The 12,166-nt window shown below is 63.0% G+C and carries 9 protein-coding genes; 6 read left to right on the forward strand and 3 right to left on the reverse strand.

From position 1 onward, the window contains the following. Positions 1–63: 63 nt before the first annotated feature. Positions 64–2,367: an Orn/Lys/Arg family decarboxylase gene (locus tag EYV96_RS03875; protein WP_131150176.1), complete on the forward strand. Its 2,304-nt coding sequence runs from the start codon at positions 64–66 to the stop codon at positions 2,365–2,367. A gap of 13 nt (positions 2,368–2,380) precedes the next feature. After that, on the forward strand, positions 2,381–3,709 hold the full coding sequence (locus EYV96_RS03880) for an amino acid permease (RefSeq protein ID WP_131150177.1): 1,329 nt from the start codon (positions 2,381–2,383) through the stop codon (positions 3,707–3,709). Between the two features lie 34 nt (positions 3,710–3,743). Here the strand turns inward: EYV96_RS03880 and speC are convergent, their stop codons facing one another. Then, positions 3,744–5,996: an ornithine decarboxylase gene (speC, locus tag EYV96_RS03885; protein ID WP_131150178.1), complete on the reverse strand. Its 2,253-nt coding sequence runs from the start codon at positions 5,994–5,996 to the stop codon at positions 3,744–3,746. A 350-nt stretch (positions 5,997–6,346) separates the two neighbouring features. Here speC and EYV96_RS03890 point away from each other — a divergent pair, with 350 nt between their 5' ends. From EYV96_RS03890 to EYV96_RS03900, 3 genes are all read left to right on the forward strand, one after another. Then, positions 6,347–6,745, forward strand: coding sequence for a hypothetical protein (locus EYV96_RS03890; RefSeq protein WP_165488573.1), 399 nt, complete (start codon positions 6,347–6,349; stop codon positions 6,743–6,745). A gap of 85 nt (positions 6,746–6,830) precedes the next feature. Further along, on the forward strand, positions 6,831–7,247 hold the full coding sequence (locus EYV96_RS03895; RefSeq protein ID WP_131150180.1) for an organic hydroperoxide resistance protein: 417 nt from the start codon (positions 6,831–6,833) through the stop codon (positions 7,245–7,247). Positions 7,248–7,456: 209 nt separating this feature from the next. Next, positions 7,457–10,348 carry an ATP-binding protein gene (locus tag EYV96_RS03900; RefSeq protein WP_131150181.1) on the forward strand — a complete coding sequence of 964 codons (2,892 nt, stop codon included), beginning with the start codon at positions 7,457–7,459 and terminating at the stop codon, positions 10,346–10,348. Between the two features lie 18 nt (positions 10,349–10,366). On the opposite strand, the gene EYV96_RS03905 is transcribed toward EYV96_RS03900, so the two are convergent. After that, the gene (locus EYV96_RS03905; protein WP_131150182.1) at positions 10,367–10,633 is read right to left on the reverse strand and encodes a hypothetical protein; all 267 of its coding nucleotides are present in this window, start codon (positions 10,631–10,633) and stop codon (positions 10,367–10,369) included. Between the two features lie 211 nt (positions 10,634–10,844). On the opposite strand from EYV96_RS03905, the gene EYV96_RS03910 reads away from it, so the two are divergent. Next, entirely contained in the window at positions 10,845–11,504 is a 660-nt protein-coding gene (locus EYV96_RS03910; RefSeq protein ID WP_131150183.1) for a class I SAM-dependent methyltransferase, read from the forward strand. Here the strand turns inward: EYV96_RS03910 and EYV96_RS03915 are convergent. Next, the gene (locus EYV96_RS03915; protein WP_131150184.1) at positions 11,501–12,130 is read right to left on the reverse strand and encodes a response regulator transcription factor; all 630 of its coding nucleotides are present in this window, start codon (positions 12,128–12,130) and stop codon (positions 11,501–11,503) included. The genes EYV96_RS03910 and EYV96_RS03915 overlap by 4 nt on opposite strands. Positions 12,131–12,166: the final 36 nt, after the last annotated feature.

The raw sequence follows: 12,166 nt of genomic DNA on the forward strand, positions 1-12,166 counted from the left end.
CGGGGTTCGGCACTTTGAGACCCGTATCGACGTACGCAGGCTTTCCCCATCGAGGACATCCCCATGCTTGAGCGCCGCAATCTCCGCCAGAAATTCCGCGTCCTGCTGGTCCAGCCCAACATCGGCACCGAAAGTGCGGGAGGACGCGCGGCGCGGCTTGTGATCAACGAGTTCGAAGATCGCAATATTGAAACCGTGACGGCGACGAACGTGGATGATGCACGCTCGATCATCACGGCCGACGCGGCGATCCACGCCATGATGATCGACTGGTCCTTGCCTGATCCCACGGCACCGGGCGATGAGAATGCAGCGGCCAAGAGCCTGATCGACCTGGTGCGTTCGCGCAACGAGAACGTGCCGATCTTCCTGATGTCCGAGGCGGGCAAGGCGCGCACGCTGAGCGTCGAGATTGTCCAGGCCATCAACGAGCTCGTGTGGCTGACGCAGGATTCGGCAACGTTTGTCTGCGGTCGCGTCCAGGCGTCGATGAAGCTCTATCTCGCGACGCTGTTTGGCCCACTGACCACGGCGCTGGCCGAGTTCAACCAGGTGCACGAGTATTCCTGGCACACGCCCGGACACACGGGCGGCACGGCGTTCCTCAAGCACCCCTCGGGCAGGGCGTTCTACGATTTCTATGGCGAGCACATTTTCCGTACCGACCTGTCGATCAGCGTTGGCGAAATCGGTTCGCTGCTCGATCACACAGGCCCGATTGGTGAAAGCGAGAAGTACATTTCCCGCATCTTCGGCTCGCATCGCAGTTATTCGGTCACCAACGGATCGTCCACCTCGAATCGCATCATCTTCATGGCCTGCGTCGGTCGTGACCAGGTGGTGCTGTGCGATCGCAATTGCCACAAGTCGATCGAGCATGGCCTGACCATGACGGGCGGCATCCCGCATTACCTGGTGCCGTCTCGCAACCGCTACGGCCTGATCGGCCCGATCTATCCGGACAAGTTCGTGCAGTCCAGCGTGCGCGATGCCATTGCCTCGAACCCGTTCTCGAAGGGGCTGGCGGACCAGAAGCCTGTCTTTGTCGTGGTTACCAACTCCACGTACGACGGCCTTTGCTACAACACCGGTCGCGTGCTGGAGGAGGTGGGTACCTGGGTGGATCGCGTGCATTTCGATGAAGCCTGGTATGGCTACGCGCGCTTCAATCCCATCTATTCGGGCCGGCTGGCCATGCATGGGCCGGCGTCGGAACACGATCCGAACGGCCCCACCGTGATCACCACGCACTCCACGCACAAGCTCCTGGCGGCGTTCTCTCAGGCCTCGTACATCCACATCCGTGACGGGCGCAGCGCGATTCCGCATGCGCGCTTCAACGAGTCGTTCATGATGCACGGCTCGACCTCGCCGTTCTATCCGATCATCGCCTCCAACGAGGTCGCCGCATCGATGATGGATGGCGTCGGCGGCAAGGCATTGACGCGCGAGAGCATCGACGAGGCCATTGCTTTCCGTCAGGTGGTCGGCCGACTGAATCGGGATTTCGCCAAGAAGAGCGAGTGGTTCTTCCGCACCTGGAATCCGGATGAAGTCACGGATTCGACCGGCAAGCGCATTCCGTTTGCCGATGCCTCGCCCGAGTGGCTGGCCGAGGATTCGAACGCCTGGGTGCTGCATCCGGGCGAAACCTGGCACGGCTTCGACAAGCTCGAAGACGGTTACTGCATGCTGGACCCGATCAAGGTTTCGGTGATCACGCCAGGCGTCAACGACGACGACACCCTGGCCGATCGTGGATTCCCGGCGACGCTGCTCACCGCTTACCTGGATGCCCGTGGTATCGAAGTGGAGAAGACCAGCGACTTCGCCGTGCTGTTCCTGTTCTCCATCGGCATCACCAAGGCCAAGTGGAGCACGCTGATCACCGCGATGCTGGACTTCAAGCGCGACTACGACGAGAACAAGTCGCTGGAGCAAGTCATGCCGCACTTGGTCGCCAGTTATCCGGATCGCTATGGCGCGATGGGTTTCCGCGACCTGGGTGACGAGATGTTCGCCGAGCTGAAGAAGACCGGCCAGACACGCCATCTCCAGAAGGCGTACTCGAATCTCCCTGAGATCCGCATGACACCGGCGGACACCTATCAGCATCTGGTGCGTGGCGACATCGAACGCGTTGCTCTGCCGAATCTCGCCGGCCGGACCATCGCCACCAGCGTGGTGCCGTATCCGCCAGGTATTCCCATGCTGATGCCCGGCGAAGTGGCGGGCCCCGCGGATGGCCCGTACATCGGTTATCTCAAGGCACTGCAGAACTGGGACCGCACCTTCCCGGGCTTTGGCCATGACACGCACGGCGTGGAAGTCGAGGATGGCGAGTACTTCATTCAGTGCCTGAAGTAGGAGAACAGGGACGATGTCCACGGGCGGCGGGAAGAAGATGGGGTTGGTGGGGGCTTCCTCGCTGGTGGTGGCCAACATGGTGGGCACGGGCTTGTTCCTGCTGCCCTCCAGCCTGGCAAATGTCGGCAGCATTTCGATCCTCGGATGGATCGTGGCCGCCATCGGCGCCAGTGCACTGGGACTGGTGTTCGCGCACCTGGGCATGGTCGACCCCAAACCCGGTGGGCCCTATGCCTATGCACGCGATCATCTCGGTGCGTTCCCGGCATTCCAGACGAACATGCTCTACTGGATCGCCAACGTCATCGGCAACGTGGCCATCGCCGTGTCGGTCACCGGTTACCTCGCCACGTTCTTTCCCGCGCTGAAGGGCCAGATGGTCGCCAATGTGACCACTGCGGCCATCATCTGGCTGTTCGTCTGGCTCAATACCCGGGATGCGAGCGTGATCGGCAAGTTCACCGCGGTGAGCACCATCGCGGGCATTCTGCCGATTGCCTTTGTTGGCTTGCTTGGCTGGTTCTGGTTTCAACCCGAGGTGTTTCGTGCCAGCTGGAATCCGGAAGCGTTGCCGACCTACACGGCGGTCGAGCGCAGTGCATCGATTGCGCTTTGGGCATTCCTGGGCGTTGAAAGCGCGGCCGTCTCTGCCGGCGTCATCGACAATCCGCGGCGCAACGTTCCGCTCGCCACCGTCATCGGACTATTGCTTTCCACGGTGATCTACATCTCGTGCACCACAGTGTTGATGGGCATCATTCCCGGCGAGCACCTGCGGACATCGGGCGCACCGTTCTCCGAAGCCGCGCGCCTGATGCTGGGTCCCTGGGCCGGGGTGCTGATCGCCCTGGCGGCCATCCTCAAGGCGTCGGGCTCACTGGTGGGCTGGATCCTGATCGTTGCGCAGTCCGCCCAGGCAGCGGCGCAGGACGGCATGTTCCCCAAGCGCTTCGGCAAGACCAACGCCCACGGCATGCCGGTGCAGAATCTGGTGATCACGGGCGTGATGATGACGGCGATCCTGATCGCTACCGCATCACCCAATGTCGCCACCCAGTTCTCCAGCATCACCGATGCAACGGTGGTGCTGATGGCCTTGCCCTATATCTATTCGGTGGTTGCCATGTGGCGGCTCAACCGCATCATTGACGTTGATCGCGGGAGGAAGCGCTTCCTCGTCGTGGCCGGCATCATTGCCTGCATGTATTGCGTGAGCGTGGTGCTTGGTCAGTCCGACCTGCTCGGTCGCAAGGCGCTCATCGTGTTGCTGGCCACGGTTCCGTTGTACGCGCTTATCCGGGTGACCAGGAAGCCGGAAGCACTCGCGGCCGGTGAGTCGTGAGGCGCCCACGCTCGGGCAGGCGCCCCGTGCCGGCTCAATCTTCCCTGACGACGTAGGTGTAGAAGCGGACCTTGCCGTCTTCGGGCACTTGATAGACCCCCTGTACCTCGTAGGAAAAGCCCGGGAAGCGATTGCAGCTTTCCTGGAAGGCGAGGAAGTAGTCGATCATCGGCTGGGCGTGCTCGTCATAGCGTTCGCCGGGGATCACGATGCCGATGCCCGGCGGATAGATCAACGCCAGCGTGGCGGCCACGCGACCTTTCACCTGGTCCATCGCCACGAAATCCACGCGTCCGGCGACGAGGGCTTCATTGGCCTCGCGCGACGACATCGCCTGTTCCGGGAAGGACTCGTAGCGGAAGCTCAGGCGCTGAAGTTCCTTGACGTTCTTCGAGGCGTAGAACTCGTGCATCTCCTGCGCAATCTGACGCACCGAGTATCCCCGGTAGCGTGACTCGTACTTGCGATAGAGGGCAGGGAGCACCTCCTCGAGCGGACTGTCCTCGTCGTAGTGATCGCGGAAACGTTCCAGCGCCGCCAACAGCATGGCCATCTTGCCCTCGCCGACGGCGGGCGTCATGAGGAACAGGATGCTGTTGAGATCGTTCTTCTCCGGGATAACGTTGTTCTCGCGCAGGTAGTTGGCGATGATCGTCGCCGGGATGCCACTGCTTGCGTAGTCGCCGGTGCGCGGATCGATGCCGGGCGTGGTGAGCATCAGCTTGGTTGGGTCGACCATGGCCGCGTCACGGCCCAGGTGGCGGTAGCCGTGCCAGGTTTCATTCGGGTCGAGTTGCCAATAGGCCTGTTCGCTCGCAAGCACATCCGTAGGCACGTCTTCCCATTTGATGCGTTGCCCCTGATACGCGACCGTGTCGGGCACGAACGGATTGAGGAAGCCGGCGAAGCGCTTGCGGATCGCCTTGCGGGCATCGATGCCCAGCCGGACCATGTCGTCCCACAGCACGCGGCCGGCCTTGTCGGCATGCATCTGCGCGTTGACGTCCAGGCTGGAGAACAACGGATAGAACGGCGAGGTCGACGCCTGCAGCATGAACATCTCATTGAAGCGCTTGTGGTTCAGGCGGAACGGCTTCTGGCGGATATGCGCGTCGCGCACGTGGATCTGCGAAGCCTGCGAGAAGCCCGCCAGTTGCTTGTGCGTCGATTGGGTGGCGATCACGCCAGGATCGGATTCGCCCAGGGACAGGCTCATGGCGAAGTGATCCTTCATCAGCGGATGGAACGCACCGAATCCGGCCCACGCTTCGTCGAAATGGATGTACTCGCAAAGGCGGCCGATCTTCTCCAGCACTTTCCTGGCGTTGTAGACGGTTCCGTCATACGTGCACTGCTCGATGATCGCCACGCGGATGGGGCGTTCGCGCTGCCATGCATCGGTGCCCTTGAGTCGCGGATGATTCCGGATCTTTTCCCGGATCGACGCCTCATCGAGCGCCGACCAGTCAATCGGCCCCACCATGCCATAGCCATTGCGATCGGTTTCCAGGTAGATCGGAATGGCACCGGCGAAAACCAGTGCGCCGTGATGGTTGGACTTGTGGTTGTTGCGGTCGAACAGCACGATGTCCCGGCTGGTCAGCAAGGCCGTATTGACCACCTTGTTGGACGATGACGTGCCATTGAGAACGAAGTAGGTCCGGTCCGCCTGAAACACCCTCGCAGCGGCCTGCTGCGCCTCCAGCGCGGGGCCCTCATGGATCAGCAAGTCGCCCAGCGAGACCATGGCGTTGCAGATGTCGTCGCGGAACACGTTCTCGCCCATGTGCTCATAGAAGAGCCGGCCCACGGGGTGCCGCATGAACATCTGGCCGCCCTGGTGTCCGGGGCAGGCCCAGGTGCCGTTCGCATCGAAGTCATACTGCATCAGGGTGCCAAAGAACGGTGTCATCAGGCTGGAAACGTATTTTTCGACCGATGAGACCAGGCGCTTCTCGTAGAAGTCCCGGCTTTCCATGTCCGCGATGACCACGCCATCCAGTGACTTCAGGAACGGATCGGAGAACGTTGCTTCGTCGCGCTCGGTGATCATGAAAATGGGCATGCGCAACCCACGTCGGTCCCGGGCGGAGATGGCCGTCGGTGCGAGTTCGCGGGATACGACGAGTGCCCCCAGGTCGGCCCCTGAGCGGAGCGCTTCTTCGATGCCGGCGGGCGAAACCACCAGCACCCGGAAATGCAGGTCTTCGGAAAGGATCGTGGCGACCTCTTCGCTGCGCTCACCGGCGACGAGGATGCGGAAATAGTGGATCAGAGGAATGCCCATCGTTACCACTCCTGTGACAAGGGCGGCGTCTGCCGGAACGGACAGGTGGCGATCGAATCCCCAGGTACTCGAAGGGGCGGGGTAGCCCCGGGCGGTCTCATCCACGCTACGCGCAAGCGCGTGAATCGGCTGCGAAAAATGTCGGGCTAACACCTGCTAACAGCAAATAACTGGCGATCCTTCGCAGGATCACCCACCGTGGATGGCGACAGATTCCCGGAGCGTTTCCGGGGCGTGTTTCGAACCGGCAGGGGGAGCGTGTGAGGGAGGACGGAGCGATGGCTGACGCTGGTGGCGCAAGTTGTGTGGATCCTGCTGGCCGGGCATCCAATGAGCAGTTGGGAGCCTGGTTGCGCGCCGATGCCCGGAGCGACAGTCAGTCGCTGCAGCAGCTCTTCGGTGCCGTGACGCCGCTGCTGTTCGCCTTCTTCGAGGGACAGTTGCCGGAGCGGAAGTCGGTGCTGAACGTATTGGTTCTGGACACGCTGATCGATGTCTATCGGCGGCGTGCGAGCTATGACCCGAGCCGGCCGTTCCGGGCGTGGTTGCTCGGCCTGGCGCGGACGCGGCTCGTCAACTACGTGGCGCATCCGGACGATGACGGCTGCACGGCTGCCGGTGAACCGGACGAGCCTCGCCATGTCGCCGACTACGACGTCGATGGCGAAATCACGCTGTTCTTCCACAAGCTGGTGCAAGGGCAGGCGCGCGAGGCACTGCGAGTGCCGGCGTTGGCCAACGCAAGGTGACAGTACCGATGGCTGGCAGTGATCCGGCGCCGCATCGATCCCCACGATGGCTGCCGGAAAGACGTTTGGGTTTGACGGAAGTACGATGATTACGGTCAGAAAGATTCTTCACAGTGGCAAGACTTTCACGACAGGTGGGCGCGACGGGATGTCCCGCAGCGATGACGGAAGGCTGGATATCCGGCTTTCGCCACCCGGTGCGCCGGGTGAAGGCCCCCATCCGGAGCAGCTGTTCGCGGCGTGCTGGTCAGCCTGCTTCATCGGTGCGCTCCGCCACGCCGCGCATGCCCGCAAGATCGGATTTCCGCCCGAGGCTTCGGTTGAGGCCGAGGTCGACCTGGGGCATGGCGAGCAGGGCTTCTTCCTGCAGGCGCGGTTTGGGGTGTCGCTGCCGGGGATCGATCCTGCGATCGCCCGCTCGCTGATCGATGCGGCGCACCAGAACTGCCCTTATTCGAAGGCAACGCGCGGCAATGTGGACGTGGCTTTCAGGCTCGTCTGAGATCGACATTGCATATGGCCGCTTAAACGGCCATTTCAGACGCGCGCGAAGGTGCCGGTCGATGAACCCGCGCGCAGGTTCGCCTTCTGCCGCGAGAATCACGTTCCACCCCGTGACCGAAGGCCTTCCGATCCCCTATGATGCGGGCATTCGCGGCCCGCCTTCCGGGATGCCGCCCCTTCCGTCGACCATGCGAGAGAGCGCTTCCCGTGGAGTCCGCCCCTGTCGAACTGCACGATGCGTCCGAGGTGCATCTCCTCTTCGGCCCGTTCTGCATGGTGCCGGGCAAGCGGTTGCTGATGCGCGAGGGTCTGCCGATCGAGATCGGTGGCCGCGCGCTCGACATCCTCATGGCCCTGGTCGAGCAGCCGGGCAAGGTTATCGCCAAGCGCGAGTTGATCCGCCGGGTCTGGCCTGATGCCATCGTCGAAGAAGGCAGCCTGCGTTTCCACATGAACGGTTTGCGCAAGATCCTTGGTGATGGTGAGGAGGGCGCGCGCTATATCAACACGCAGGTTGGCGTGGGTTATGCCTTCGTCGCTCCCGTGGAGCGGAAGGCACACGCCATGGCCCTTCCGGTGTCGCCAATGGCACACGTCGCGTCCCGACTGAAGGGATTGCCGCCACCGATTCCGCTCATTGGTCGCGATGTCGACATCCAGCTGATCGTCGATCGCCTCGCGACGCCCCGGCTTCTGAGCATTGTCGGGACGGGTGGCGTGGGCAAGACCAGTCTTGCCGTCGCGGCAGCGCATCGACTCTGCGGACACTACGAGGCGGTCCATTTCATCGACCTGGCGCAGGTGGAAGATGCGTCCCTGGTGCCTTCGGCCCTGGTCGGGGCGGCTGGCCTGCCCGTGCAGGCAGACGATCCGGTGTTCGTGCTACTGGCCCATCTTCAGTTGCACACATTGCTCTTTGTGATCGACAACTGCGAACACGTCATCGATGCGGTGTCCGCCGTGGTGGAGCGCATCCGTTCGGGTGCGCCGGAAACGGGCCTGCTGACCACCAGTCGCGAGCCGTTGCGGGCGCTGGAAGAACAGCTGCACTGGCTCAATCCCCTGGATTTTCCCGCGGAATCGACGAGCTACACCTTCGACGAACTGGTGTCGTTTCCTGCAGTGAAGCTCTTCGTCGAGCGCGTTTCCGCCGGAAATGCGTCGTCAAACCTGACCACCGACGAGGTGCGCCTTATTGCCGACATGTGCCGGCGGCTGGACGGTCTGGCGCTGCCCATCGAGCTGGCAGCCGGCCGCGTGGCAACGCATGGCATCCAGGCGACGCATTCGATGTTGGGTGAGCGGTTTTCCCTGGGATGGGCGGGCAGGCGTACGGCGCTGCCGCGCCACCAGACCCTGCGCGCGACACTGGACTGGAGCTACGGACTGCTCTCGGATGCCGAGCGGCTGGTGTTCGATCGACTGGCCGTGTTCGTCGGCCCGTTTTCCCAGGATGCCGCCGCGCAGATCGTGGGCGATGCACGGGTGGAGCCGGTGATGGCCGCCGCCTTGCTGGATGAACTGGCGTCCAAGGGCCTGGTTGCCGTCGATCACTCCGAAGCCATCCATTCGTACCGGATGCTCGAAATGACGCGCGCATACGCCAGGGAGCGACTGGCCACGCATGATCGTTATGAGGCGCACGCCATCGCCTTTCGGCATGGCGCCTATTACACGGCATTGCTGGGGCAGCTCGGCACGACTCCCGACGAGATATTCGAACGTTCGGCCCGACTGGCCAGTCAGCTGGGCAATATCCGCAGCGCGCTGGAATGGAGCTTTGGGCCGGATGGCGATCCGGGCCTTGCGTTACCCATGGCCGCCGCCAGCGCGCCCTTGTTCCTGCATTTTTCGCTGCTGGTCGAATGCCGCACCTGGTGCGGTCGGGCCATCGAACTGCTTGAACTGGGCTATTTCGGCACGCCCACCGAGATGGAGCTGCAGGCGGCACTCGGCCTGGTGCTGATGTTTACGCGTGGAAACAGCGAGTCAGCCGAGAAGGCGTTGCTGCGTGCCATGGATATCGCCGTAACGCTTGGTGATCATGGCTCCCAGCTTCGTTTGCTGGGTCGTCTGCAGATCTTTTACGAACGCATTGGCGACTTTGCATCGTCGCTGGCCTGGGCGGAGCAAGCGATGGGTGTCGGTGACGCCATCGGCGAGCCCGAGGCCATTTCGGTGGCCGCGTCGCTTGCCGGTGTTTCGCATCACCTCCTGGGCAATCAGGTCCTGGCGCGCAGCGAACTGGAAAAAGCGCTCAGGCACAGCCAGCCGCCGCGTCGCAGTCACACCATCCATTACGGCTTTGACCACCGCAACCGCACCGGCCTGGCACTGGCACGCACCCTCTGGCTGCAGGGCTATCCTGATGAAGCCCGCGCATGGGCGGAGCGGGTCGAGCGTGATGCGGCGGCATTGAACCACCCGGTGACGCACTGCATCGCGCTGGTGTGGACGCTGGGCATCTATACCTGGCTCGGTGATCTCGAACGCGCCGAGGTGGCGCTGCAGACCTTCGCCCATCTGGCCGAATCCAACATGCTCGCGCCGTACATCGCGGCGACGCCGGGCATGCGGGCGGCCATTCGCATTCGTTCCGGCAATGCGGGTGATGCGGGTGATGCCATCGGCTGGCTAGAGGACAGCCTTTCGCGGCTGCATGGCATGCGCTATGAGTTGTTGACGTCGACCTTCGAAACGGCATTGACCGAAGGCTTGATCCTGAGCGGCCGCTTTGATGAGGCGGCCAGACTCATCGATGGGACCATTCATCATTGCCGGGCAAGCGGCGATGCCTATGCCTTGCCGGACCTCCTGCGCATCCGGTCGCGTATCTTCCGGGCTCAGGGGAATCCTGGAGCGGCGGTGGAATTGATTGAGGAGTCGCTGGCGATGGCTCGGGCGCAGGGTGCGCATGCCTGGGAACTGCGTTCTTCCACCGAGCTTGCCAGGGCGGCGCTGGAAGCGGGGCGCCCCGGTGAAGCCATCGAGATTCTCGGCCCCTGGCTGGCGTCGGCAAGGCAAGGTGCCAGCGGTCGGGATCAGCGCGACCTGCTGATGCTTTGGGACGATGCACAAAGGCGCATGCAGCCCGTCTGAGTGATTCGAGGTGGATGGTCAGTCGCGCCGTTCGTCCTCGATCTCGCGCAGGAAGGCCAGCACCTCGATGGTCCTTCCCGCGTTCACCAGTGCTTCGGCGGTCCGGCTATCCAGCTCACGGATCGGCGTGTCGCGATACCACGCAACGATGTCGCTGAGCCGGGGCTCAATGCGTACGGCAGCCTTGAAGATCGCGACGGCGGCATCGACGCGATCGTCCGGGCAATACCGGTTGAGGGTAGGAAGCGCCGCGTTGCGGAAGCGGTGTCTGGCATTGAGGAGCATGCTGGGCCTCGAGTGGGAAGGCGCCGAAGTCGCCTTGCGCCCCGGATTGAATCCTTCCCGCAACCCGCTGGCTATCGAACCAAGGTATCGCCTTACACCAATGTGTAATGGCGTCCGCGCCGTGTCTCTGCTGCAATAGGTATGCGCAGGGATGCCATGGATTGTGGCGAACCCCGTCCCCGCGTTCCCCGGTTGATGCAGGATAGCTACCTTGAACCACGACACCGACAAAGGCGCGGCCGTCTATTCGCCGCTGGTCCTGACGCTCTATGACGGATGGGTGCTGGGCTTTTCCAATCGTTACGCGTGGGAGTGCCCGACGCGCCAGGTGCTGTTGCCGTTCTTCAAGCTACACGCCGGACGCCACCACCTCGACGTGGGTGTCGGCACGGGTTACTACCCGGCGAAAGCGGAGTTTCCCAACTCGGCCAGGCTGACGCTGATGGACCTCAACGCGTCCAGCCTGCGTGCGGCCGACCTGCGGATCGATCGACCGTCCACTCGCACGATGCAGCACGATGTCATGACGCCGCTGCCCGTTGGCGACGAGGGCGCATACGATGCCATCTCCCTGTTCTATCTGCTCCATTGCCTGCCGGGAAACATGGCGGACAAGGCGCGTGTGTTTGGACACCTGAAGTCGAAGCTGCGTCCCAGTGGCGTGTTGTACGGCGCCACCATCCTGGGTGATGAGGCGAATCACAATCGCATCGGCCGCAAGCTGATGGACGTCTACAACCGCAAAGGCATTTTCGGCAACCGGCAGGATACCCGCGAGGGGCTTGAGCAGGCCCTCAAGCAGCACTTCGATGAAGTGAACATCCAGCTTGCCGGCAAAGTGGCGCTGTTCGAGGCGCGCTGGCCGAACTAGCCGGCGGTTTCCATCGACGCGCCAAGCTGATCCGCCATCTTCACGAGATCGGGCACCGAGCGTGCGCCCATCTTGCGCATGACCTTGCCGCGGTGGGCCTTCACGGTGATCTCGCTGATACCCAGCACGCCGGCAATCTGCTTGTTGAGGCGACCGGCCACCACCATGGAAAGCACTTGCTGCTCACGCGGTGTCAGCGAGGCGTAGAGCTCGCGAAGCGTTCGCAAGTGTGCCTGATGGCTCAGGGAATGTCGGCTTGATTCGATGGCATCGGTGATCGCGCGCAGCAGCACGTCGTGGTCATACGGCTTGGTCAGCACCTCGGCCGCACCCGCTTTCATCGCGCGCACGGTGAGGGGAACATCGCCGTAGCCGGTAATGAAAATGATCGGCATGCCCGGCCGGTCAGCGGCAATGCGTTCCTGCAGGTCGAGCCCGTTGAGGTCCGGCAGGTTGACGTCGAGGAGGAGGCAGCTGGGTCCGTCGGCGCGTGGCAGGGCAAGAAAGGCCTGCGCGGATGCGAGCAGGATGGGATGCCAGCCCGCATGCCGGATAACCAGCTCCAGCGATTCGCGCACGGAGAGGTCATCGTCAACCACGTAGACGACGGGCGTGTCGGTTGCCATGGATGCAAGCCTGGGTGCGTGCGCGGGACGAGCGGG

The sequence above is a fragment of the Dyella terrae genome (assembly GCF_004322705.1).
GTDB classification, from domain to species: Bacteria; Pseudomonadota; Gammaproteobacteria; order Xanthomonadales; family Rhodanobacteraceae; genus Dyella_D; species Dyella_D terrae.

Coding starts and splice junctions, on each gene's coding strand:
- EYV96_RS03875 (WP_131150176.1), top strand. CDS start 64: ATGCTTGAGCGCCGCAATCTCCGCCAGAAATTCCGCGTCCTGCTGGTC.
- EYV96_RS03880 (WP_131150177.1), top strand. CDS start 2,381: ATGTCCACGGGCGGCGGGAAGAAGATGGGGTTGGTGGGGGCTTCCTCG.
- speC (WP_131150178.1), bottom strand. CDS start 5,996: ATGGGCATTCCTCTGATCCACTATTTCCGCATCCTCGTCGCCGGTGAG.
- EYV96_RS03895 (WP_131150180.1), top strand. CDS start 6,831: ATGATTACGGTCAGAAAGATTCTTCACAGTGGCAAGACTTTCACGACA.
- EYV96_RS03905 (WP_131150182.1), bottom strand. CDS start 10,633: ATGCTCCTCAATGCCAGACACCGCTTCCGCAACGCGGCGCTTCCTACC.
- EYV96_RS03915 (WP_131150184.1), bottom strand. CDS start 12,130: ATGGCAACCGACACGCCCGTCGTCTACGTGGTTGACGATGACCTCTCC.